Origin of the sequence: Anaerococcus ihuae, from assembly GCF_928368155.1 — a bacterium.
Taxonomy (GTDB): Bacteria; Bacillota; Clostridia; order Tissierellales; family Peptoniphilaceae; genus Anaerococcus; species Anaerococcus ihuae.
Genome location: NZ_CAKMRU010000001.1, coordinates 877472 through 902306, shown reverse-complemented (window position 1 = coordinate 902306; position 24835 = coordinate 877472). Strand labels below are relative to the sequence as shown.

Here is a 24835-nt window from a genome sequence, read left to right as displayed (position 1 = left end):
AATTCAAATTAATTATTGCTTATTATTTTACAAATCTTTTATTTAAAGCAAATAATTGTATAATCTATTATAGAAAGGAAGTTTATGCAAGAAGTTATACAAGTAAATGTTTTTGAAAAAAATGAAAATCCAAATAAAGAATTTGAACTTGAATCTTTAATTAATACAGCTGGTGGAAAATCTGTTGCAAAAATTAGCCAGGTTATTACAAAAGTAAATCCAGCTTATTATATTGGCTCGGGAAAAGTTTCTGAAATTGAAGATATAGCAAAAAAATTAGATGTAAAAACTGTAGTTTTTGATGTGGAGCTTTCTGCATCACAACTTAGAAACCTTGAAGAGAGAATGAAACTTCATGTAGTTGATTGGACAACTTTAATTTTAGATATTTTCGCCCAAAGAGCAAACACAAAAGAGGCAAAATTAAAAATAAAGCTTGCACAATTAAAATATCAATTGCCAAGAATAAACAAATGGTTTGCCTATCTTTCTCGTCAATCTGGTGGAATTGGTACAAGGGGACCGGGTGAAACCATGCTTGAAACAGATAAAAGAGCTATAGTTCGTGATATAAGAAGTCTTGAAGATAAGCTAAAAGATTTAGAAAAAACTAAAAGTGTAAATAGAAAATCAAGGGAGAAAATTTTAAATATTTCACTTTTGGGCTACACCAATGCTGGAAAATCTACTATTTTAAATAATATGCTAAAAATATTTGGTAAGGAAAAATATGTTTATTCTGATGATTTATTGTTTGCAACATTGGATACATCAACAAGAAGGCTAGATTTTTCAAATACCAAGGTTACCTTGACTGATACAGTCGGATTTATTGATAATTTATCAAAAGAATTAAACGATTCTTTTCTTACAACTCTTGAAGAAATAAAATTTTCAGATATGCTCTTAGTTGTGATTGATTCATCATATGACATTGAAACCCAATTAAATACAATTGACAAAGCCTTGGATGATATTGATATTGGTGATAAAAAAATTCTTTATGTTTTTAATAAAATAGATAAAATAGAAAATGAGACCCTACTTTTGGGCTACAAAAAAAGGGAAGAAAAAATTTATATATCAGCAAAAAACGATGAGGATATAGAAAAACTAAAGGAGAAAATTGTTGAGGTTATAAAAGATGATTATATAAAAGTTTCAATGAAAATTCCCTATAATAATGGTAAAATTTTAGATTATATAATGACAAATTACGATATAGACAAAAAAGATTATGATGAAAATTCTTCGATTTTAGAATTTGATATTTCAAAGAAAGATTACAATAAATATGAGAGATATATCGAGAAAAATTAGTGAAAATTATAAAACTATAGAAGGTGAAATTAAAGACGAATTCGAAATAGAAAAATCGGTTTTTATCACAAATATTAAATATGTTGAATCAGAAGCTGAGGCTCTTTCATTTATTGAAAAAATTAAAGAAAAATACAAAGATGCTAATCACAATTGCCATGCTTATATAATAAACGAAAAGCCAGAAATAAAAAGATATTCTGATGACGGGGAACCCCAAGGCTCAGCGGGTCTTCCCATGCTTTCAGTTTTAGAAAAAGAAGGACTTTTTAATCTTGTAGCTGTAGTTACAAGATATTTTGGAGGGAAAAAACTTGGTAAGGGTGGTCTTGTAAGAGCATACACGAAAGGCGTTTCTGATTGTTTAGATGGAAAAATTACTTATAGAAAAATTTTTATAGAGAGTAAAATAACTTTTGATTATAATTTACTTGGAATAATAGAAAACTTTCTAAATGAAGAAAATTATATTATTATAGAAAAGAACTTTCTTGAAAATGTTAGGATAAATTTATATATTAGAAAAGATGAATTTAAAAATTTCAAGAAAAAACTTATTGATATGACTTCATCAAACATAAAAATAGAAAAACTTGATGAAATAATGTTATATGAAGATTAAAATTAGGAGGAAATATGTCAGGACATAATAAGTGGAGCAAAATTAAAAATAAAAAAGGTAGTGAAGACGCAAGACGTGGAAAAATTTTTACAAAACTTGGTAGAAATATTTCAGTTGCAGTAAGAGAAGGTGGAGATAATCCAGAATATAATCCAGCTTTAAAAGCGGCAATCGACAAGGCAAAAGCAGAAAATATGCCAAATGATAATATCGAAAGAGCAATTAAAAAAGCAAGCGGCGACACAAGTGGAGCAAATTTTGAAAGAATAATTTACGAAGGATATGCAAAAGACGGAGTTGCTGTAATTGTAGATTGTCTTACAGACAATAAAAATAGGACTGCTCCAGATATTAGACATATTTTTGACAAAAACGGTGGAAATCTTGGTACAGATGGTTCAGTTATGTTTATGTTTAACAGAAAAGGCTTAATTGAAATCGAAAAAGATGGAATTGATTTTGATGAATTGATGTTAAATGTAATAGATCTTGGAGCAGAAGATGTTTCAGATGAAGATGACGTATATCAAATAATCACAAGCGTTGAAGATTTCCAAACAGTTCTTGACGGAATAAAAGAAGAAAATTATAAACTTGCCAAGGCAGATATTTCATATATAGCAGACAATTTGATTGATGCTCAAGAATCAAATAACAAACAAATAATGAAATTGATTGATGCCCTTGAAGATAACGATGACGTTCAAGAAGTTTATACAAATTGGAATGTTCCGGATAATATAGAAGAATAATATGTTAAATTTTGATATAGATAGGGTGGCTTTCTCCTTATTTGGAATAGATATTTATTGGTATGCCATTTTAATAATTACAGGAGTATTAATTGGAGCGAAATTTGCTCAAAAAGAATTTGTAAAAAGAGGATTTGACGAAGATTTTATTTACGATATGCTTTTTGTAATTTTGCCACTTGCAATAATAGGAGCAAGAGCTTGGTATGTAATTTTTGAATGGGATATGTACAAAAATGATCCTATTCAAATTTTAAATTTCCGAGCAGGCGGACTTGCTATCCATGGTGGAATTTTATTTGCAATTATTGGCCTATATTTTTACGCCAAGAAAAAAGAAATTCCATTGATAGATATTTTAGATGTAATGGCACCATCTTTAGCCTTTGGGCAAGCTATAGGAAGATGGGGTAATTTTGTAAATGGAGAAGCTCATGGCACGCCAACAAATTTACCTTGGGCAATAATAGTCGATGGAGTAAAAGTTCATCCTACATTTTTATATGAATCAATTGGAGATTTTTTGATATTTTTATTTTTAATAAATTATAGGAAAAAAAATCCTAAAAAAGGAATCCAAACAGGAATTTATTTTATGACCTATGGAATATTGAGGTTTTTTGTAGAAGGACTTAGAACAGATTCATTAATGATAGGACAAATAAGAATGGCTCAGCTTACAAGTGTAATTTATTTACTTGTTGGAATTTATTTGTTTGTAAAATATAAAAATATAAACTTAAAACCATATGGAAAAAATTAAACAGCTTCGGCTGTTTCAGAACGTAGACAAACCCTCAAGCACGAATATCTGACTTCAAAAATTGTTGATTTCTAAATTCCAAAATTCTAAAAACGCAAACTCGCTAACGCTCAAACAGTGCGTTTTTTGACGAATTTTAAAATTTGAAATCAAATCAATTTTTTCGTATGATATTCTTAGCATGAGGATTTGTATACTTTGTCAACAGTCTGAAACGGCCTAGGCTGTTTTTTTCTTTAAATTTTTTATTTTGGGAATTCATACCACTTTTTTAAAAAAATATGAATATTTTGAAAAAAATTAAAAAAATTTCAAAAAAATAAATTTTTTAATCCTTTACAATTTAGAGATTTTGGTATAGAATATATGTGAAGTGGAAATAAGTGGTAGAAGGTGGGTCATGTTTCTAGGAGAATTCATTCATAAATTAGATTCTAAAAATAGAATAATGATGCCAAGTGAATTTAGAGATGATCTTGGAAATGAATTTTATGTAACCAAGGGCCCAGAACGTTCATTAGTTTTATACACTATTGAAGAATTTGAAAAACGTGCCAAAAAGTACGAAGAATTATCCTACCAAAACAAAAACAATAGGGCGATGAAAAGATTGTTTTTTTCTTCCACTATCAAGGCTTATTTGGATAAACAAGGGCGAGTTTTATTAAATAAGCAATTACGCGACTATGCTAATTTAGATAAAGAGGCTATTATAATCGGTAATAATTCAAACATAGAAATCTGGGATTTGGATAATTGGAACGATTATATTGGTGATGTTGAAGTGAACTTATCAGAAATTATGGATCAGTAAAATGAAATTTTCTCACAAATCAGTTTTATTAAATGAAACAATAGAAAACTTAAATATTAAAGAAGATGGAATATATGCTGACCTAACTTTAGGTAAGGGAGGCCATTCTAAAGAAATTTTAAAAAAATTATCACCAAAGGGTCTTTTAATTGGCTTAGATCAAGATAAGGATGCTATCAAAGAAGCTAGAGAAAATTTGAAAGACTTTTCTAATGTCTTATATTTTAATGAGAATTTTGAAAATATTGAAAATGTTCTTGATGAAGCTGGTTTTAATAGGATAGATGGCGCTTTGATGGATATTGGCGTAAGTTCTTACCAAATTGATAATGGTGACAGAGGTTTTTCTTATATGAAAGACGGTCCCTTGGATATGAGGATGAACGAAGATAATGAGTTAACAGCAAAACAAATTGTCAATGATTACTCTTTGGATGAGCTTTGGGAAATTTTCTCAAAATACGGCGAGGAAAGATATTCCAAAACAATTGCAAAGGCAATAGTAGATTACAGAAAAATGCACGAAATTAATACAACTTTACAACTCCGAAATATTGTTATGAAATCTGTAAATACTAACGAAGCTCATCCTGAAAAAAGAGTATTCCAAGCTTTGAGAATCGAAGTTAATAGAGAACTTGAAGTTTTGGAAAATACTTTAGAAAAAATTGTAGATCGTCTTAACAAAAATGGGAGATTGTGTGTGATAACCTTTCATTCTTTGGAAGACAGGATTGTTAAAAATAAATTTAAAGAGATGAGTAAAAAATGTATTTGTCCGCCTGATTTTCCTGTTTGCGTTTGCAAGCATGAAAAAAAGGTAAAAGTAATTAGCAAAAAACCTATTTTGCCAAAAAAAGAAGAACTTAAAGTAAATAGTAGGTCACATAGTGCTAAGCTTAGAGTTTGTGAGAGGATTTGATATGGCAAGCGCTTTGAAAAAAAGAAAAGTTAATAAAAATTTAAATAAAAGATTAAAGCTAAGTTTGCATAATCAAACTTCTTATGATATCAAGTTTAGGTGTAATAAACTTCAAAAAAAAGATAGGAAGTTTAAGGTTAGGGTCTTAGCTTTATTATTTTTATCTTTTATATTTATGGCTTTTGTTACTATACATAATTATATAAAATTGAATAATAGAAGAAACGAGTATAATAAATTACAAAGTCAATATACATCTTATCAATTAACTAGGGATAGGTTAAATAAGGACCTTGAAGATTCTGTTAATTTGAAAGAAATTCAAAGATATGCGATGGAAAATCTTGGCATGATTTATGAAAATAAGGATAATGTTGTATATCTTAATATTGATAGGTAGGAGAAATGAAAAATACAATTTTAATTATTTTAATAAGTTTGGTACTGACTTTGATTTTGGGAAGAATTATAATTCCTATTTTAAGATCAAGTCATATCGGACAAAATATTAGACAAGAAGGACCAAAAAGTCATTATGAAAAGGCAGGTACACCAACCATGGGTGGTATTATATTTTTAATATCGGCACTTGTTTTGACATTGATATTTGTTCCTTTTTCTATGAAAACTTTTATATTGTTATTATCAACATTTGGATTTGGAGCAATTGGTTTTATTGATGATTTTAGAAAATTAGTTTTAAAAAGATCTTTAGGCCTTACTGCAAAACAAAAGATAATACTTCAACTTGTAATATCTTTTGTAATTGCAGTTTTATGTTTTATTTTCCAAAATGAAACAATTACAAAATTATGGATTCCTTTCACAGATACTAGGTTAAATGTTTCGATTTTAGGAATTCCAATAATGATGTTTATTATGATAGGAACTTCAAATGCGGTAAACTTGACTGACGGTCTTGATGGGCTTTCAACTCAAGTATCTATTCCAGTATTTTTGACTTTAATAATTTTAAGCCAAAATATTGAAGATAAACTATTTGCAAGCATTATGCTTGGAGGAGTTTTAGGATTTTTATTTTATAATTCAAACCCTGCAAGTGTATTTATGGGAGATACAGGTTCAATGGCAATTGGTGGAGCTGTAGTTGGACTTGCAATAAATATGGGGATGCCTATATTTTTGATTATTCTTGGAGGAGTTTATGTTGCCGAATCATTAAGTGTAATAATTCAAGTGGCATCATATAAATTTAGAAATAAAAAGAGAATATTTTTAATGACTCCAATCCACCATCATTTTGAATTGAAAGGATACAAAGAACCAAAAATAGTTACTGGTTTCACAATAGTATCAGTGATTTTATCTTTGATTACTTTACTGGCAGTATTATGAAAAAAGTTTTAGTATATGGATTAGGAATTACAGGAATATCAACAGTTAAGACTTTGGATAAATTAGGTTTTAAAGTCTATACTTTTGATAAAAATAAAATTAATGACGAAAGATTAGAGGGCTATAATTATAGCCCTATTTCTGATGTAAAAATTGAAGACAAATATGATTTTGTAGTTAAATCCCCTGGCATAAGACCAGATGATGAAATAATTAAAATTCTAGAAAAAAATAACGAAATAATTACAGATATTGAATTATCACAAAGAATATTTAATGACAAAAAAACAATTGCCATTACAGGAACAAATGGGAAAACCACAACTACTTCCCTTATTACTTATGTTTTAAATGAAAGTGGGAAAAAAGCTATTAGTGTTGGAAATATTGGAGAAGGAATTCTTTGGCAAATGCAAAATAATGAAGGAGTTTTTGTTGAAGAAATTTCATCATTTCAACTTCATAACACCAAATATTTCAAACCACACATAGGTGGAATTTTAAATATAAGTCCAGACCACATTGACTGGCACGGTTCATTTGAAAACTATATTGAAGATAAATTAAAACTTGCCATAAACCAAGATGAGAATGACTTTTTAGTTATTAACCATGATGATGAAATTTTAAGAAAAAATAAAGATAAATTTAAGGGAAAAATTTATGAATTTTCTATTAAAGAAGAAGTTCAAAGAGGAATTTACTTAAAAAATGATAGTCTTTATTTAAAAGATGAAAAAGAAATATTCTTATTAAAAAGAGAAGACTTAAAAATTGTAGGAGATCACAATTTATTGAACGCATCATGTGCAATTCTTTGCCTCTATTTGTTTGGTCTTGATTTAGATGAAATCATCAAACACACAAAAACATTTAAGGCAATCAGCCATAGGCTTGAATTTGTAAAAAAAATAAAAAATGTTTCGTTTTTTAATGATTCAAAGGCCACAAATGTGGATAGTGCCATAAAGGCAGTTAATAGTTTTGATAAAAACATTATTTTAATAGCTGGTGGTTATGACAAAAAAATTGATTATTCACCTTTATTTGAAAATTCTAAAGGAAAGATTAAGGCTATGATTTTATTGGGTCAAACCAAGGGGATTTTAGAAAATCTTTGTAAAAAATATAAAATTAATTATTATATGGTAGAAGACATGAATGAAGCTGTTAATAAATCTTTTGAAATTATGAAAGATTTCGATACAGTTTTATTATCACCTGCAAGTGCAAGTTGGGGAATGTATGATAATTATATGCAAAGAGGAGATGACTATAAAAATAGAGTTTTAGAAAAGGAAAATATATGAAAGTTATAGTATCAGGCGGTGGAACAGGTGGACACATATATCCCGCCATAGCCATGTGCCAAAAATTAGAAGAAGAAATAGAAAATTTAGAAATTTTATATGTTGGCCTAGATGATGGACCAGAAAAAAGAATAGTTAAAAAATATGGCTATCAATTTAAAGCAATAGAAGCTATGGGCCTTCCAAGAAAAATTTCTAAAAGACTCTTTAAATCTCTTTTTACAAATTTTAAGGGATTTAATGAAGCAAAAAAAATAATAAAAGAGTTTAAACCTGACCTTGTTATAGGAACAGGTGGATATGTTTGTGCTCCAATTCTTTACCAAGCAAGTAGAAAACATGTAAAAACTTTAATTCACGAATCAAATTCTTTCCCTGGTGTTACAACAAGGTTTTTATCAAACAAAGTTGATCTTGTATGTATATCTTTTGAAGAGGCTAAAAAACATTTGAAAAATCAAGACAATGTATATATTACAGGAAATCCAGTAAGAACAAGTTTTAATACAACCTATAGTCAAGAAGATTTAAAAAAACTTGGCATAAAAAAAGATAGACCAGTAGTATTTTCTTTTGGTGGATCAAATGGATCTAAAATTTTAAATGAAGCTGTAAGTAAAATGAGTGATTTTATGGATGGAAAATTTTATCTTCTACACCAAACAGGCTTAAAGAATTACGATGATTTTATAAAAAATACCAAAGAAAATCAATATATAAAGGCATTTTCATATATTGATAACATAGATTTATTTTATGCAGTAAGCGATCTAGTAATAGCCTCATCAGGTGCAATGAGTTTAAGTGAAATTTCAAATCTAAAAAAAGCCTCAATTTTAATTCCGAAAGCCTACACAACTGAAAATCACCAAGAGTATAATGCAAGATCATATCTTGATAAAGGTGCATGCTCTATGATTTTGGAAAAAGAATTAAACGGAAAAATTCTTTACGATAACATATTAAATATAGTAGAAGATAAAGAAAAATTAAAAGATATGGGAGAAAAAGCATCTCTTTTACAAAATCCACATGCTAGTGATGATATTTTTAATCTTATAAAAAAATTGATGGGAATAGATAATGAAAAATAAAAATAGGAAAAGAAAAAAATTAAAAAGAAAAAAGAAAGTTTTTACACCCTTTTATGTGATATTTTTATTATTTATTATTGGTTTAATTTTAGTATTTAATTTATTTAATCACGATTATTATAAAATTTCTCAGGTTTATATAAAGGGAAATAAGATTTTAACAAAAGAGAGAATATTAGATAAATTAAATAGCCCTATGGGAACAAATATAATTTTATATGACGAAAAAGAAGGCATAGAAAATCTTGAAAAAGAAGAGCTTATAAAAAGTGTTTTAATAGAAAAAAAATGGCCTGATAAAATAACTGTCAAAGTAAAAGAAGAATATCCTTATATGCTTGCACGCTATAAAAAAGACAATTATTTGATTGCAAATACAGGAAAAGTATTGGATAAAACTTCAAAAGTTGAAAATGATTCTTTATTAAAAATAAAGGGTTTAAAAAGTAAACCACAAATAGGAAAAAAATTTAGTAATGATAAAAATATAATTAAATTTGTTGAATCACTACAAAAGCTAAAATATGCTAAAGACATAAAAGAAATTAACTTGGAAAACTATCATGAAATTGGTATAATAATAAATGATATTCAGATTAATTTCGGAGATTTAAAAAATTATGATTATAAACTTAAATTGCTTGATTCAGTTTTACAAGATATAGAAAATAAGAAATTAAAAGCTTATTCTATAAGTTTTGATAAAGGTAAGAATCCAGTAGTTGAAGTTGAAGAAAAAAGTCTTGACGAAAAAGATGAAAATAATTAAAAAATATTATTCTTAATGAAACGGGGGAGGAAGATGGCAAATATTAATATGGAAGTAGAAAATAACGCCTTAGCCAAAATAAAAGTAATTGGAGTTGGTGGAGGTGGAAATAATGCTATAAGTAGGATGAGAGAGGGCGGCCTTTCTGGAGTAGAATTTATAGCACTAAATACAGACCTTCAAACTTTAAATGAAGCAAATGCTGACATAAAATTACAAATTGGTGCAAAGCTTACAAGAGGACTTGGAGCTGGAGCTAATCCTGAAATTGGTGAAAAAGCTGCTGAAGAAAGTGAATCAGAAATTGATGAATCACTCAAGGGAGCAGACATGGTATTTATCACTGCCGGAATGGGTGGTGGAACTGGTACTGGAGCAGCCCCTGTTGTAGCAAGAAAAGCAAAAGAACAAGGAATACTTACAGTAGGTGTTGTAACTCGTCCTTTTACATTTGAAGGAAGAAAAAGACAAACATCTGCAGAAGGTGGAATAGAAGCTTTAAAAGAAAGCGTTGATACATTAATTACAATTCCTAACGATAGACTTTTACAAATTGTAGAAAAAAGAACATCAATGGTAGATGCATTTAAGATGGCTGACCAAGTACTTATGGATGCTGTAAGTGGTATTTCTGAACTTATAGCTATACCAAATGTTATTAACCTTGATTTTGCTGATGTTAAATCTATTATGTCTGATCAAGGAATCGCTCACATGGGAATTGGTAGAGCAAGCGGTGAAAATAGAGCTGTAGATGCTGCAAAAGCTGCAGTAAACTCTCCACTTCTTGAAACATCAATCGAAGGAGCTAACGCTGTTTTATTAAATGTAACAGCAGCAGAAGTTGGTCTAATGGAGGCTAATGAAGCAGCAGAATTAATCAGAGAACACATTGATTCAGATGCTAACATTATATTTGGTGTAGGAAGCGATGAATCATTAGGTGATGATATTAAAATCACAGTAATAGCTACTGGTTTTGACCAAGATAACCAAAGAAGAGAAGTAATAGAAACTAGAAGACCTTCACAAGGTGCAAGTCAAAGACCAGCACAAAGAAGTCAAAAATCTTCAAATCCATTTGACGATATAGATCTTCCAGACTTCTTAAAATAAAATGAAGTGTCCATATTGTGACTCAAATGATACAAAAGTTATAGATTCTAGAGCAACAGAAGATAATCATGCTATAAGAAGAAGAAGGCTTTGCCAAACTTGTAATAAAAGATTTTCAACATACGAAAGGTATGAAGATCAAACATTGATGGTTGTAAAAAAAGACAACACCAGAGAATCTTTCGATAGGTCAAAACTTATTAGTGGAATAGTAAAATCTTGCGAGAAAAGACCGGTAAGTATGGAAGAAATTGAAAAAATAGCTGATCAAGTTGAAGTTTCTATAAATCATATTGGTAAAAAAGAAGTATCATCCACTACCATTGGGAAATTTGTCATGGAACATCTAAAAAAATTAGATCCTGTAGCTTATGTGAGATTTGCATCAGTCTATAGGGAATTTAAAGATGTTGAAAGTTTTTATAAAGAAATTAAAAATTTAAAAGAAAAAAATTAGGGAATTTAGGGCTTTTGCGTAAAATTGATAAAATCAAAAAATCAGAAAATTAAAACTTTAATATTTTATTAAAACTTTAAATTTTCTTTGTATTTTGATTTTGTCATAAGCATTAGTCCTTTTTTTGAAAGATTGGATAAAATGGATCTATTTGAATTAAATAAACAAAGACAATTAGAAAAATCTGCTCCCTTAGCGGATAGGATGCGACCTGAAAAAATTGAAGATTTTTTAGGCCAAGATCATCTGCTTGGAGAAGGTAAAATTATAAGAAGAATGATAAAATCTGATAGGATTTATTCTTCTATTTTTTATGGACCTCCAGGAGTTGGAAAAACAACTCTTGCTAAAATTATTTCAAATTCTACCAATATGGCTTTCGAAAAAGTTTCAGCAGTTGCAAGTGGAATTAATGATTTAAAGAAAAAAATTGAAATTGCAAAAGACAATTTAAAATTTGAAAATAAAAAAACAATCTTATTTATAGACGAGATTCATAGGTTTAATAAAAGCCAACAAGATTATCTTTTGCCTTTTGTAGAAGATTCTACAATTATTTTAATTGGAGCAACAACAGAAAATCCGTATTTTGAAGTAAATAAGGCTTTAATATCTAGAATGTATGTTTTTGAATTAAAAGCTCATACAGATAAAGATTTATATAGACTAATTGATATGGCTTTGACAAAAGATAGGGTTTTGCAAAATAAAAATATTAAAATAGATGATGATGCAAAAGATACTCTTGTCAAATATTCAAATGGAGATTGTAGGGCCTTGTTAAATGCAATGGAAATTGCGATATTTTCACAAGATGATAAAGAAGGTATAATAGAAGTTGATCGAAAAAGTATCTTAAATTCTATTCAAAAAAAGATTTCTATTTATGATAGAAATGGAGATAGACACTATGATACAATATCTGCCTTTATAAAATCCATGAGAGGATCAGATCCTGATGCAGCTGTTTATTATTTGGCAAAAATGTTAAATAGCGGTGAAGATATTAAATTTATTGCAAGAAGTATGATTATATTTGCATCGGAAGATATTTCTCTTGCAGATCCCTATGCTTTAAGCCTTGCTACAAATACTTTTACTGCAATAAATACTGTAGGAATGCCAGAAGCTAGGATTATTTTGGCCGAGACTTGTATTTATTTGTCTTTGGCAAAGAAAAATAATTCTACTTATCTTGCTATAAATAAGGCAATGGATTTTGTAAAAAATGAAAGAGATCTTGAAGTTCCTAATAAACTTAAAGATACTCATTATAAGGAAAGTAAAAATCTTGTTAAGGATACCTATTTGTACCCACACGATTATAACGGATATGTTGATCAAGATTATCTTCCGGATGGATTTTTAAATGAAAAGTTTTATAAGTCAAAAGATATAGGTTATGAAAAAATACTTAATGAAAATTTAGAAAAAATTAAGAGAGGAAATAAGGATGAAATTATTAGAGATTAAAAAAGATGTTGAAAAATACATTGACCAAGAAATTACAGTCGAAGGCTGGATTAGACAAGCAAGATTTACAAAAAATGTAGGTTTTATTGAACTAAATGATGGAACAATTTTTAAAAATTTACAAATTGTTGTTGGAAAAGATTTAGAAAATTTTGAAGATTTACAAAAAGAACATCTTTCAGCATCATTAAAAATCAAAGGAATTCTAGTAAAAACAAATAATGCAAAACAAGCTTATGAACTTCAAGCAAAATCTGTAGAAGTTTTAGGTCACAGTGATGAGAAATTTCCAATTCAAAAACAAAAACAATCTCTTGAATATATGAGAACTATTCCTCATCTTAGGGTTAGAACAAATACTTATAGGGCCGTATTTAGATTAAGATCAAAACTTGCTTTTGTTCTTCATAAATTTTTCCAAGAAAAAGGATTTATTTATCTAAACGCTCCACTAATTACTGCATCTGATACAGAAGGTGCTGGAGAAATGTTTCAAGTAACAACACAAAACTTAGAAAAACCAGATCTTGATGAAAAGGGAAAAGTTGACTTTTCTAAAGATTTCTTTGGCAAAAAATCTTATTTAACAGTTTCAGGACAACTTGAAGCTGAAGATTATGCCCTTGCTTTATCAAATATCTATACTTTCGGTCCAACATTTAGGGCTGAAGAGTCAAACACACCAAGACATGCTGCAGAATTTTGGATGCTTGAACCTGAACTTGCCTTTGCAGACTATAATGTTTGTATGGATGTGGCTGAAGAGATGATGAAATATATGATTGAATATGTTTTAGAAAATTGTAAGGATGAGATTGAATTTTTCAATGAAAGAGTTGATAATACTTTAATTGAAAGACTTACAAAAGTTAAAGATGCAAATTTTGCAAGAATTACTTATACTGATGCTATTGAAAAATTACAAGAAGCTGATGTAGATTTTGAATATCCTGTAAAATGGGGAATGGATCTTCAAACTGAACATGAAAGATATTTATCTGAAAAAATAGTTGATGGTCCAGTATTTGTAACAGACTATCCAAAAGATATTAAGGCATTTTATATGAGAAGAAATGAAGATGGAAAAACTGTTGCAGCATTTGATATGTTGGTTCCAGCTGTTGGTGAATTAATAGGTGGAAGCCAAAGGGAAGAAAGATACGACGAACTTGTAAAATCCATGGAAGATAATGGTCTAAAAATTGAAGATTATCAAAATTATCTAGATTTAAGAAAATATGGAAGTGTTGTTCACTCAGGATACGGTCTTGGATTTGAAAGAGCTGTTATGTATTTAACTGGAATGAAAAATATCCGTGATGTAATCCCTTATCCAAGAACAGTAAAGTCTTTTGCATCAAAAAACTAAGGAGAAATTATGAGAGAATATAATCCAAATGCCATTGAAAAAAAATGGCAAGAAAAATGGGATGAAAATGAAACTTTTAAATCAGAAATTGATAAAAATAAGAAAAAATTCTACCCACTTGTAGAATTTCCTTACCCATCAGGTCAAGGACTTCACGTTGGTCACCCAAGACCATACACAGCTTTGGATATTGTTGCGAGAAAAAGAAGACTTCAAGGCGAAAATGTAATTTATCCAATGGGCTGGGATGCGTTTGGGCTTCCTACAGAAAATTATGCTATAAAAAATCATATCCATCCTGCAATTGTAACTAGGGATAATATTAAAAATTTCAAGGCTCAAATGAAATCAATTGGATTTTCATTTGATTGGTCCAAAGAAGTAAATACTACAGATCCAAACTACTATAAATGGACTCAATGGATTTTCATTCAATTATATAAAAATGGACTTGCTTATAAAAAAGAAATGCCAGTAAACTGGTGTCCATCTTGTAAGGTTGGTCTTGCTAATGAGGAAGTTGTTGATGGAAAATGTGAAAGATGTGGGTCTGAAGTTACTCATAAAGTTAAAAATCAATGGATGCTAAAAATTACAGAATATGCTGATAGACTTATTGATGATTTGGATGAAGTTGATTATGAAGAAAAAATCAAAACTCAACAAAAAAATTGGATAGGCAGAAGCCACGGGGCAGAAATAAACTTTTCTTTAAAGGATAAAGATTATAAATTAAATGTCTACACAACAAGACCTGATACAATTTTTGGTGCAACTTATATGGTAATTGCACCAGAGCATCCAATGCTTGAAAAATTTAAAGATGAAATTAAAAATTTAGATGATGTAAAAGAATATCAAGATTTTGCCAAGAAAAAATCTGATTTTGAAAGAAGTGAGCTTACAAAGGAAAAAACTGGTGTAATGCTTGATGGAATTTCTGCAATAAATCCTGTAAATGGAAAAGAAATTCCAATTTGGATTTCAGATTATGTTTTAATTTCTTATGGAACTGGGGCTATAATGGCAGTTCCTGCACACGACGAGAGAGATTTTGAATTTGCACAAAAATTTGATATGCCAATTATTCCTGTAATTGATACAGGAGATGAAGATTTACCAACTACTTCAATTGACAAGGGACTTTTGATAAATTCAGATTTTCTAAATGGTTTATCCGTAGAAGATGCTAAAAAGAAAATGATAGAATTTGTAGAAGAAAAAAATATTGGTTCTGCAAAAACAAATTATAAATTAAGAGATTGGGTATTTTCTAGACAAAGATATTGGGGAGAACCAATCCCAATGATTTATTGTGAAGAACATGGATGGGTTCAAGAAAAGGAAGAAAATTTACCAATAGAATTACCAGATGTTGAATCTTATGAAGTAACTGATGATGGAGAAAGTCCACTTTCAAAAATTGATGAATTTATAAATACAAAATGTCCAATTTGTGGAAAGCCAGCAAAAAGAGAAACTGACACCATGCCACAATGGGCTGGATCTTCTTGGTATTATTTAAGATATACAGATCCAAATAATAATGAAGATTTTGCAAGCAAAGAAAGTTTAGATTATTACACACCAGTTGATTGGTACAATGGTGGAATGGAACATACAACCCTTCACTTATTGTATTCAAGATTTTGGCACAAATTTTTGTATGATATAGGAAAAGTTCCTACAAAAGAACCATATCTAAAAAGAACTTCTCACGGAATGATTTTGGGAGAAGACCATCAAAAAATGTCAAAATCAAGAGGAAATGTTGTAAATCCTGATGATATTGTAAGGGATTATGGGGCAGATACTCTAAGATGTTATGAAATGTTTATTGGAGATTTTAGGTCTACAGCTCCATGGTCAGATGAGGGTGTAAAAGGTTGTAGAAAATATTTGGAAAGAGTGTTTAATCTTTATGATTTAGTTGAGGATGGAGATTCTTACACAAAAGAAATCGAAATTTTAATTAACCAAACAATTAAAAAAGTAACTGATGATTATGAATCTTTAAAATATAACACAGCTATAGCCGCTCTTATGTCCTTATTAAATGAGATGAGAAATATTGGGAAAATTACCAAAAAAGATTTCAAAACATATTTAATTTTATTAAATCCTGTTGCTCCTCACTTGACAGAAGAATTGTGGGAAGAAATTGGTTTTGAAGGTGAATTGAATGAAGCAAGCTGGCCAACTTATGATAAAAGTAAACTTGAATATGATTCAATAGAACTTCCTGTTCAAGTAAACGGAAAAGTTAGGGCTACAATAAAAATTTCAAAAGATGCTGATCAAGAAGATGCAGTAACAAGTGCAGAAAATGATCAAAATATACAAAAATATATAGACGGTAAAAATATATTTAAGGTAATATACGTACCAGGAAAAATATTGAATTTACTTGTAAAATAAAAATAAGGCTCTTGCAAATTGTTGCAAGGGCCTTTTAAATATGTCTAGATTTTTGAATTATTGAAATTATTTTTCTAATTTTTTCAGAAGAAGTAATTTCTTCAAGTGATATATTCTTAATATTTTCAATAAGATTTATATTGTTTTTTGTGAAATTTTTATAGTCATTACCTGTAATAAAATCAATAAATAGATTTTTTTCAATTTGTTCAACTGAAGAAATAAAAATTCCCTCTAGGTATTTAGTGTTATTTAAATAAACTCCAGAATTTTCAAATTTATCAAAGCCATTTATCCAAACAAAATCTTTGTTCTTATTTATTTTTAATCCCAAATCTATTATTTTATTAAAAATTTTCAAAAAACCATCAGAATCAAAGTCCTCATAAAAATTAGAAATTTCTATTTGTCCATGAGATTTTTTGATTTTTAACTTTAATTTATCTGTATTATAAAATCTATAAAAAAGCGACTTGAAGATGTAATAAGCTGTGTTATAACTTAAGTTTTTTTCTCTTTTTTCCTTGTCTATATAAAGCTCTACAGAAGATTTTTGGGGTTTATTTTTTATTGTATGGACCAAATTTCCGTTTATAAATTCAACATCCAAAAGATCATTTTCAGAAATTTTTGGATTTTCGTCCAATAAATAGGAAGAATTCGGCATAAAAATGCTCCTATCCAAAATAATCTTTGTATTCTCATCTTCATATTTTCTTTTTACAATCTTTGCACTTATTTGATTTATATGTGGATGACTAATGTATAGCAAATCTTTCATAAAATTACCTCTAAATCATTATATCATATGTTATAATCATATTGGGAGAATCTTATGAGAAAAAAGCTATTTTTTTTACTTATTTCATTAATTTCAGGAATTGGAATTTTTACATATTTTGAGGCTTATAATTTTTTATTTGTGATTATAGGCTTATTTGTATGTGGAATTTTATTGTTATTAAAAAAATCTTCCCTTTCTTTTTTATTTTTTGGTTTCTCCTTGGGGATTTTTATTGCGTTTTTTTCTTTTTCTTCTTATAAGCTTGATAGTTACGAAAATTTGGATTTGAATTTAACTGTACATGACAAAATAAAAAATAAGGATTCTTATACCTATTATGTGAAAGCTACAAATAAGATTGAAAATATAGAGGAGAAATCTTCTTTTATTTCTGATAAAAATTTTGAAATTGGAGATAGGATAAGGGCAAATTGTGATATTTCTTGGCCAAATTCTAATACCAATCCCTTTTTATTTTCTTATAGAAAATATTTACTTTCTAAAAAAATCAAAACTAAACTTGATATAAAATCATATAAAAAATTGGGACAATCTTCTTCTATTTTTTTGAATATAAAAAGAAATTTTAGGGCTTATATTAATAAAATTTTTGGGAAAAATTTATCCAAGGAATCTTTTTCTTTTGTAAAAGCTGTTATACTTTCAGAAAAATTTGAAAATAGGGATGATCTTTCAAAATTAGGTCTAGCTCATATTTTGGCAATTTCAGGTCTTCATATTGACCTTCTTATGACTTTGATTTTATTTTTATTAATAAGGTCAAAAATTTCTTATAAATTAGCCTACCCTATATCCTTGGCTTTTTGTCTATTTTATGCTTATCTAATATCTTTTCCTTTTTCAGTTTTGAGAGTTTTAATTATTTATAGCCTTTCTTTTTTGGCATTTTTATTTAAAAAGGGAAAAGACATGGAAAAAAATTTAATCCTTGCCATGCTAATTATTTTATTTATAAATCCTTTTGCAATCTTTAATGCAGGATTTTTTCTTTCATTTTTAGCTGGCTATGCAATTTATGTAATTTATCCAAAGCTTATCAGAGGAAAAAAGTATTCTTATTTGAAAAAATATATGATTTTTATAGGAATTTTACAAATTACTTTGGCTTTTCATATAATTTATTATTATGGCTATATAAATTTGCTTAGTTTTTTTGCAAACTTTGTAATAGTTCCAATTTTTTCAATAGCCTTGTACATAATATTTGCAATAATTTTTCTCTATCCACTTATTGGTGGATTTTTGTCCATTTTTTTTATTATTTTGGATTTTTTGATAAAATCTATCTTAAATGTCAGTAGATTTTTAAATGCTTTTACGATTTTTGGTATAGATTTTCCCAAAGAATCAATTTTAATTAGCTTTTATTATTTGATACTTTTATTTATTCTTGTAAAATTTAAAAATAAAAAATTAAGATCGAAAAAATTTCTTATAACTTCAATGCTTATACTTATTTTTTCTATAGTAAAGGATAAAAATAAGCCTATTTCTTATCAAATGCTAGATGTAGGGCAGGGGGATTTTTTTGTTTTAGAAGATAAGGGTGATTTTTATTTATTTGATTGTGGAGAAGTTTCTTATAAAAACTATTCATCTGCAGAAAAAATTGCCCTTCCTTATTTAAAAGCAAGAGGTGTAAAAAAAATCAAGGCAGCTTTTATTTCGCATGAAGACCGAGACCATATGGGTGCTTTGGATGAATTAAATAGGGAATTTGACCTTGGAGTAATAATTTCAAATAAGTATAATAAAAACTTAGGTAAAAATTATAAATTTTTGGAAATGAAAGAGGGAAATATTTATAAGGGAAAAAATTTTAGCGTTGAATGTTTAGAAAATTTTAATGGAGATGAAAATTCTAATTCTATGCCTCTTTTAATTAGGATAAATAATTTTAAAATTTTGACTATGGGTGATTTGCCGATGGAGTATGAACAAAAAGTAGCAAGAGATATTGATATTTTAAAAGTATCCCATCATGGTTCAAGATTTTCAACTTCAAAGGATTTTGTAAATAAAACAAATCCACAAGTTGCTTTAATTTCAGCTGGAAGAAAAAATACTTATGGACACCCATCAAAAGAAGTCTTAGATAATTTGAAAAATGTTAAAATATACAATACTCAAAAAGATGGATATTGTAAGATAGAATTTTATAAAAATTCATTTAAGGTAAAAAAATATGTGAAAGGAGGATTTTTTAGATGAATTATAAGGAATTTATGGCTGAACTTTTTTCAAAAAAAAGCAAGGGAATTTATCTAATTGATTCAAAAGAAGAATATCTAAAAGAAACAATTATAGATCAAGCAAAGGATTTAATTTCTTTTCCTGACTTTAATTATATAGAAATTAAGGGCAAAAAAAGCCTTGAGGACATAAAAACTGCCATTGATACCTATCCAATAATGGAAGATAAAAAAGTTGTGATTTGGAGAAATATCGACTTATCTAAAAATAATATAAAAGATTATGAGGAAATTTGTAATTTGATTATTGAAGATATAGAAAATTTAGCAGATTTTTTGACATTTATAATAATATCTGATGAAAGTGTATTTAAAGGAAAATTTTACAAGGCAATCAAGAAAAATGGAAATATTGTAGAAATCGATAGGCTAAATAATAATGAGCTTGTTTCTTTTATTGGAAAAAGATTTGTAAAAAATAATAAAAAAATAAAAAAATCTTATATAAATGAAATTATTGATAGGTTTTCATATTTAAATAAAAATTCGCAAATCGACCTTTATGAGGTTGTAAATACAGTGGATAAAATTATTGCAAATTCCGATAAAAGCGAGGTTTTATTGGAAGATGTTCACGACCAATTAGACCAAGTTTTAGATTTAAATATTTTTAATCTCACAGATGCTCTGTCAAAAAGGGATACAAAAACTGCTATGAACACATATTTATTTATGGCAAAGGATATGGATGAAATATTTAAAATTTTCTATATGCTAGTAAGACACATTAGAAATTTAATCGGAATAAAAATTTTATTAAAAGATTCTTATAATGATGCTTTTATACAAAAATCTCTTGGAATTTCAAGTTTTGAGCTTAGAAAAGACAAGGGTTTTATCGGAAATTTTTCTTTGGATGAATTATTTGATTTGCAAGATTTTTTATATCAATGCGATTTGAAACAAAAAAGCCAAGACTTTGATATGAATTTAAATATGCTTATCTTTATTGAAAAATTTTATAAATAAAAAAAATCGACTCATTCTAATCTTGGCGACTTTCCTAAGTCGCAAGTTTGAATGAACCGATTAAAAATTAAGCGTTTAATGAATTTAATTTTTTAGCTAATCTTGAAGTTGTTCTACTAGCTTGATTTTTGTGAATTATGTTTTTAGCTGCTGCTTGTTTTACTTTTTTATCAACAGTTTTGAAAAGTTCATTAGCTTTTTCGCTATCATTATTTTCAATAGCTTCTTCAAATTTTTTAACGTAAGTTTTTATTTCAGATTTTGCTGATTTATTTCTAGCAGTTTGTTTTCTAGTTACATCAATTCTTTTTATAGCTGATTTAATGTTTGCCATTTTTTCACCCCCAATTTATATCGACTGATTTATTTTACCATAAAACTATAATTATTACAAATCTTTATAAAATAATAAATCTTAAAATATTTGGAACTTTTGTAATATTCGTTTATAATTATAAAATGAGAGAGGTGTGATATGACAGAAAAAACTAATGATTTGGAATTTCTTGATTGGATAAAGACTATACTTTTTGCATTAATCATTGCATTTTTTATTAAAATTTTTATAATGGATGCTACAAAAGTTGAAGGAAATTCTATGTTAAATACATTACATAGTGGCGATATGTTATTTGTTGATAAAGTTTCAAAACATTTTAAAGGCTACAATAGGGCAGATATTGTAATAATAGAAGCTCCTGACCAAGAAGATACTTTATATATAAAAAGAATTGTAGGCATGCCTGGAGATAATATTGAAGTAAAAAATGGCAACGTATATGTTAATGGCGAAATTTATGAGGAAAATTATATAAATAGCGAAGAAACTCTAACGACAAATGAAAATTCTTCATGGGAAGTTAAAGATGGGGAGTATTTTGTTATGGGAGATAATAGGCTTCCAAATGCAAGTAATGATTCTAGAAATTTTGGACCGATTTCAGAAGAAAAAATAGTTGGACACGCTTTTTTAAGATTTTTCCCAATTTATGATATAGGATTTGTAGATAAGGAAAATAGATAATGAAGAAAAAAGAAAATATAAGAAATTTTTCAATTATTGCTCACATTGACCATGGAAAATCTACTCTTGCAGATAGGCTTATAGAAAAAACTCAGTCTGTTGCTAAAAGAGAAATAAATGATCAAATGTTAGATAGCATGGAGCTTGAGCAAGAAAGAGGAATTACCATAAAGTTAAAATCTGTAAAGTTAAAATATAAGGCCAAAGATGGAAAGATTTATGATTTAAATTTAATTGACACACCAGGCCATGTTGACTTTACCTATGAAGTTTCAAGATCACTTAAAGCTTGTGAGGGGGCAATTTTGGTTGTTGATGCTTCCCAAGGAGTTGAAGCTCAAACTTTAGCAAATACTTACCTTGCTCTTGAACAAGATTTGGAAATTTTGCCAGTTCTAAATAAAATTGACCTTCCAAGTGCAAGAGTTGATGAAACGAAAGAGGAAATAGAACATCAAATAGGACTTGATACAGAAAATATTCCATTAATTTCAGCAAAAACTGGTCTAAATATTGAAGATGTTTTAGAAGATATTATAGAAAATGTTCCAGCTCCAGAAGATCATGATGATAAACCGCTCAAGGCTTTAATTTTTGATTCGTATTATGACTCCTACAGGGGAGTAATTTGCTATGTCAGAATTTTTGAAGGAAGTGTAAAAGCAGGCGATGAAATTTTGATGATGGCAAGTGGAAAATCCTACGAAGTAACAGGCGTTGGTTATACTATGAAAAATAGGATTGAAACCAAAGAATTAAAAAGTGGTGATGTAGGATTTATTGAAGCAAGCATTAAAGATATTAGAAATGCTAGAGTTGGTGATACAATAACCTTAAAAAATAATCCAACACAAAAAGCCCTTTCAGGTTACAAGGAAGTTTTGCCTATGGTTTATTCAGGAATTTATCCAGCGGAAGGCGAATCATACAACAAATTAAAAGATTCTTTGGAAAAACTTCAAGTTAATGATGCATCTTTAGTTTTTGAACAAGAAAATTCTCAAGCCCTCGGCGTTGGATTAAGATGTGGATTTTTGGGACTTTTGCATATGGATATTATTACTGAAAGACTTGAAAGAGAATATGATTTGGATATTATTGCCACAGCACCTTCAGTAATTTATAGGGTAAAAACAAAGGGTCACGAAGAGCAAAAATTAGAAAATCCTAACGATTTTCCACCACCATCAGAAATAGATTATGTAAAAGAACCAATAACAATTTCTGAAATTATGACACCAAAAGAATATATAGGACCAGTGATGGAACTTGCTCAATCAAGAAGGGGCGAGCTAATTGATATGTCCTATATGGATGAAAATAGGGTTATAATTAAATATAAAATTCCTTTAAACGAAGTAATTTATAACTTTTTTGATTCTTTAAAATCAAGATCAAAAGGATATGCTTCTTTGGATTATGAAGTTGTAGATTATGAAGAAAGTAATTTAATAAAACTTGATATAAAAATAAATGAAGATAAGGTTGATGCTTTATCTACAATTGTTCACAAAGATTTTGCCTATGCTAGGGGAAGATCAATTGTTGAAAAATTAAAAGACCAAATTCCAAGACAACAATTTGCAATTCCAATTCAAGCTACAATCGACTCAAAAGTTATAGCAAGAGAAACTGTAAGAGCATTGAGAAAAGATGTAATTGCAAAATGTTACGGTGGAGATATATCAAGAAAGAAAAAACTTCTAGAAAAACAAAAAGAAGGAAAGAAGAGAATGAGACAATTAGGAAGCGTACAAATCCCACAAGATGCCTTCCTTGCTGTATTGAAATATGATGATGAATAAAAGTTAGGATAAGTCCTAGCTAAAGCGTAGACAAAGTTTGAAAGTATATAATATTTTATTTTAAAATAAAAATTAATCTATGTACCATCTCGACTAAGTGAGTGAAACGAACGCATGGAGAGATCCCATGAGATTTCTCCGCTCGTTTCACTCGGTCGAAATGGGAAAAGTTTTAGTTTGTCGACAGTCTAAGTTAGGATAAATCCTAACTTTTTATTTGCAAAAATTTAAGGAGTAGATATGGAAAAAATTGGAATCTATATTCACATACCTTTTTGTAAGAAAAAATGTTTTTATTGCGATTTTACAGCCTTTCCAAATTTAGAATCTTGGATTGATCCTTATTTTGAAAATTTAAAAAAAGAAATAATCTTATATCAAAAAAATATGGAAGTAGAAGTCGATTCAATTTATATTGGTGGAGGAACTCCGACCTACATTGACCATAAATATATAGAAGAGATTGTAGATTTGCTAAAAAAATTTGATTTAAGTAAGGTTAAAGAATTTACAATCGAGGCAAACCCAAATTCTTTGACCTTGGAAAAATTAAAAGCCTACAAAAAATTGGGGATAAACAGAATTTCACTTGGAGTTCAATCCTTTGATGATGAAGTTTTAAAGAAAATTGGCAGAGACCATAACAAGGAAATTGTCCTAAAAGATATAGAAAATATAAGAAAAGCAGGTTTTGATAATCTTTCTTTAGATATGATTTTAAATCTGCCGGGTGGAAATTTTGATTCTATAAAAAATGATTTGGAGATAATAAAAAAAATAAATCCAGAACATTTATCCTATTATTCTTTAATCCTTGAAAAAGGATCACATTTTTATAGTTTGTATAAGAAAAATATGCTTGATTTGATGGATGATGATTTGGAAAGAGATATTTTTTTCTATATTGAAAAATATTTAAAAGATTTGGGACTAAATAGGTATGAAATTTCTAACTTTTCAAAAAAAGGTTTTGAATCCTACCACAATAAAAAATATTGGTCAGAAGGAGGATATCTTGCCTTTGGCCTTGGAGCGTCAGGATTTTTATCAAATGTAAGATATAATAATGTAAAAAATTTTGTTAAATATGAAAAATTAATCAATCAAGGAAAATTTCCAATAGAATTTAGGGAATTTATTTCAAAAGATGAAATAGAAAAAGAATATATAATTTTTAAATTAAGAGAAGTGGAAGGAATCAACTTAAAAGAATTTGAAAATATTTTTGGGCATTCTCTTTTAGAAAAGTATAGTGAAATAGTTGAAAAATTTTATAGAGAAGGATTTTTTGAAATTGATCAAAATTTAAGATTTACCCACAAGGGTTTTGATTTATCAAATGAATTTTATATTGAAATAATATAACTTGCAAAAAGAAATTTACCTAGTATATTATAATTAGCAGTCAGATAATTGGAGTGCTAA

23 protein-coding genes are annotated in these 24835 nt (G+C 28.2%); 21 read left to right on the top strand and 2 right to left on the bottom strand.

Annotation, left to right across the window (positions count from 1 at the left end):
• The first annotated feature begins 84 nt into the window (after positions 1-84).
• The 16 genes from hflX (at position 85) to leuS (ending at position 16555) form a co-directional block, all read left to right on the top strand.
• Complete coding sequence (gene hflX, locus L6653_RS04345; RefSeq protein ID WP_236785673.1) at positions 85-1320, top strand: GTPase HflX; 1236 nt, start codon at positions 85-87, stop codon at positions 1318-1320.
• A complete protein-coding gene (locus L6653_RS04340; protein ID WP_236785672.1) occupies positions 1295-1942 on the top strand; it encodes a YigZ family protein in 648 nt (215 codons plus the stop codon). The genes hflX and L6653_RS04340 overlap by 26 nt, the downstream gene beginning before the upstream one ends.
• Positions 1943-1956: 14 nt before the next feature.
• A complete protein-coding gene (locus L6653_RS04335; protein WP_236785671.1) occupies positions 1957-2694 on the top strand; it encodes a YebC/PmpR family DNA-binding transcriptional regulator in 738 nt (245 codons plus the stop codon).
• A gap of 1 nt (position 2695) precedes the next feature.
• Complete coding sequence (gene lgt, locus L6653_RS04330; protein ID WP_236785670.1) at positions 2696-3457, top strand: prolipoprotein diacylglyceryl transferase; 762 nt, start codon at positions 2696-2698, stop codon at positions 3455-3457.
• A gap of 400 nt (positions 3458-3857) precedes the next feature.
• Positions 3858-4271, top strand: a complete 414-nt coding sequence (gene mraZ / locus L6653_RS04325; protein ID WP_236785669.1) for a division/cell wall cluster transcriptional repressor MraZ — start codon at positions 3858-3860, stop codon at positions 4269-4271.
• A gap of 1 nt (position 4272) precedes the next feature.
• Entirely contained in the window at positions 4273-5193 is a 921-nt protein-coding gene (rsmH, locus tag L6653_RS04320; protein ID WP_236785668.1) for a 16S rRNA (cytosine(1402)-N(4))-methyltransferase RsmH, read from the top strand.
• Position 5194: 1 nt separating this feature from the next.
• A complete protein-coding gene (locus tag L6653_RS04315) occupies positions 5195-5593 on the top strand; it encodes a septum formation initiator (protein WP_236785667.1) in 399 nt (132 codons plus the stop codon).
• Positions 5594-5598: 5 nt separating this feature from the next.
• Positions 5599-6549, top strand: coding sequence for a phospho-N-acetylmuramoyl-pentapeptide-transferase (gene mraY, locus L6653_RS04310; RefSeq protein ID WP_236785666.1), 951 nt, complete (start codon positions 5599-5601; stop codon positions 6547-6549).
• Positions 6546-7859 carry a UDP-N-acetylmuramoyl-L-alanine--D-glutamate ligase gene (gene murD / locus L6653_RS04305; protein ID WP_236785665.1) on the top strand — a complete coding sequence of 438 codons (1314 nt, stop codon included), beginning with the start codon at positions 6546-6548 and terminating at the stop codon, positions 7857-7859. Before mraY ends, murD begins: the two co-directional genes overlap by 4 nt.
• Complete coding sequence (murG, locus tag L6653_RS04300; RefSeq protein WP_236785664.1) at positions 7856-8953, top strand: undecaprenyldiphospho-muramoylpentapeptide beta-N-acetylglucosaminyltransferase; 1098 nt, start codon at positions 7856-7858, stop codon at positions 8951-8953. Before murD ends, murG begins: the two co-directional genes overlap by 4 nt.
• Positions 8943-9722: a cell division protein FtsQ/DivIB gene (locus tag L6653_RS04295; RefSeq protein WP_236785663.1), complete on the top strand. Its 780-nt coding sequence runs from the start codon at positions 8943-8945 to the stop codon at positions 9720-9722. The genes murG and L6653_RS04295 overlap by 11 nt, the downstream gene beginning before the upstream one ends.
• A gap of 33 nt (positions 9723-9755) precedes the next feature.
• On the top strand, positions 9756-10838 hold the full coding sequence (gene ftsZ / locus L6653_RS04290; protein WP_236785662.1) for a cell division protein FtsZ: 1083 nt from the start codon (positions 9756-9758) through the stop codon (positions 10836-10838).
• Between the two features lies 1 nt (position 10839).
• Positions 10840-11295 carry a transcriptional regulator NrdR gene (gene nrdR / locus L6653_RS04285; protein WP_236785661.1) on the top strand — a complete coding sequence of 152 codons (456 nt, stop codon included), beginning with the start codon at positions 10840-10842 and terminating at the stop codon, positions 11293-11295.
• 141 nt (positions 11296-11436) lie between these two features.
• Positions 11437-12768: a replication-associated recombination protein A gene (locus L6653_RS04280; RefSeq protein ID WP_236785660.1), complete on the top strand. Its 1332-nt coding sequence runs from the start codon at positions 11437-11439 to the stop codon at positions 12766-12768.
• The gene (gene asnS, locus L6653_RS04275) at positions 12749-14137 is read left to right on the top strand and encodes an asparagine--tRNA ligase (protein ID WP_236785659.1); all 1389 of its coding nucleotides are present in this window, start codon (positions 12749-12751) and stop codon (positions 14135-14137) included. Before L6653_RS04280 ends, asnS begins: the two co-directional genes overlap by 20 nt.
• 9 nt (positions 14138-14146) lie before the next feature.
• Entirely contained in the window at positions 14147-16555 is a 2409-nt protein-coding gene (gene leuS, locus L6653_RS04270) for a leucine--tRNA ligase (RefSeq protein ID WP_236785658.1), read from the top strand.
• A 34-nt stretch (positions 16556-16589) separates the two neighbouring features.
• On the opposite strand, the gene L6653_RS04265 is transcribed toward leuS, so the two are convergent.
• On the bottom strand, positions 16590-17336 hold the full coding sequence (locus L6653_RS04265) for an alanyl-tRNA editing protein (protein ID WP_236785657.1): 747 nt from the start codon (positions 17334-17336) through the stop codon (positions 16590-16592).
• A 54-nt stretch (positions 17337-17390) separates the two neighbouring features.
• Between L6653_RS04265 and L6653_RS04260 the strand changes: the two genes are divergently transcribed.
• Both L6653_RS04260 and holA read left to right on the top strand, forming a co-directional pair.
• Positions 17391-19571 carry a DNA internalization-related competence protein ComEC/Rec2 gene (locus L6653_RS04260; RefSeq protein WP_236785656.1) on the top strand — a complete coding sequence of 727 codons (2181 nt, stop codon included), beginning with the start codon at positions 17391-17393 and terminating at the stop codon, positions 19569-19571.
• Entirely contained in the window at positions 19568-20581 is a 1014-nt protein-coding gene (gene holA / locus L6653_RS04255) for a DNA polymerase III subunit delta (protein WP_236785655.1), read from the top strand. Before L6653_RS04260 ends, holA begins: the two co-directional genes overlap by 4 nt.
• A 67-nt stretch (positions 20582-20648) precedes the next feature.
• Here the strand turns inward: holA and rpsT are convergent, their stop codons facing one another.
• Positions 20649-20915 (bottom strand): 30S ribosomal protein S20, encoded by a 267-nt coding sequence (gene rpsT / locus L6653_RS04250; RefSeq protein WP_236785654.1) that lies wholly within the window; start codon positions 20913-20915, stop codon positions 20649-20651.
• 141 nt (positions 20916-21056) lie between these two features.
• Here rpsT and lepB point away from each other — a divergent pair, with 141 nt between their 5' ends.
• The 3 genes from lepB to hemW all read left to right on the top strand — a co-directional run bounded on the left by lepB (position 21057) and on the right by hemW (position 24775).
• Positions 21057-21605 (top strand): signal peptidase I, encoded by a 549-nt coding sequence (gene lepB, locus L6653_RS04245; protein WP_236785653.1) that lies wholly within the window; start codon positions 21057-21059, stop codon positions 21603-21605.
• Complete coding sequence (lepA, locus tag L6653_RS04240) at positions 21605-23410, top strand: translation elongation factor 4 (RefSeq protein WP_236785652.1); 1806 nt, start codon at positions 21605-21607, stop codon at positions 23408-23410. Before lepB ends, lepA begins: the two co-directional genes overlap by 1 nt.
• Before the next feature lie 240 nt (positions 23411-23650).
• Positions 23651-24775, top strand: coding sequence for a radical SAM family heme chaperone HemW (gene hemW / locus L6653_RS04235; protein ID WP_236785651.1), 1125 nt, complete (start codon positions 23651-23653; stop codon positions 24773-24775).
• The last annotated feature ends 60 nt before the right edge of the window (positions 24776-24835 follow it).